This window comes from Solihabitans fulvus (genome assembly GCF_008386585.1).
Lineage (GTDB): Bacteria > Actinomycetota > Actinomycetes > Mycobacteriales > Pseudonocardiaceae > Solihabitans > Solihabitans fulvus.
The window spans coordinates 1-208 of record NZ_VUOB01000456.1; the positions used below are offsets into that span (position 1 = coordinate 1).

1 protein-coding gene is annotated in these 208 nt (G+C 65.4%); it reads left to right on the top strand.

From position 1 onward, the window contains the following. Window positions 1-208, top strand: a 208-nt coding sequence (locus F0L68_RS42020) for a DUF7927 domain-containing protein (RefSeq protein ID WP_149855503.1), incomplete at both ends; no start/stop codon positions are given.

Here is a 208-nt window from a genome sequence, read left to right on the forward strand (position 1 = left end):
ACGACGCCGGTGTCGGGCATCGCGATCAGCAAGGCCGCCAACAAGACCGACGCGAAGCCCGGCGACACCGTGAGCTACACGGTCACCGTGCGCAACACCGGCCAGACGCCGCTGACGAATGCGACGTTCACCGATGACCTCACGAAGGTGTTGGACGACGCGACGTTCAACAGCGACGAGTCCGCAACCATCGGCACGGCGACCTACG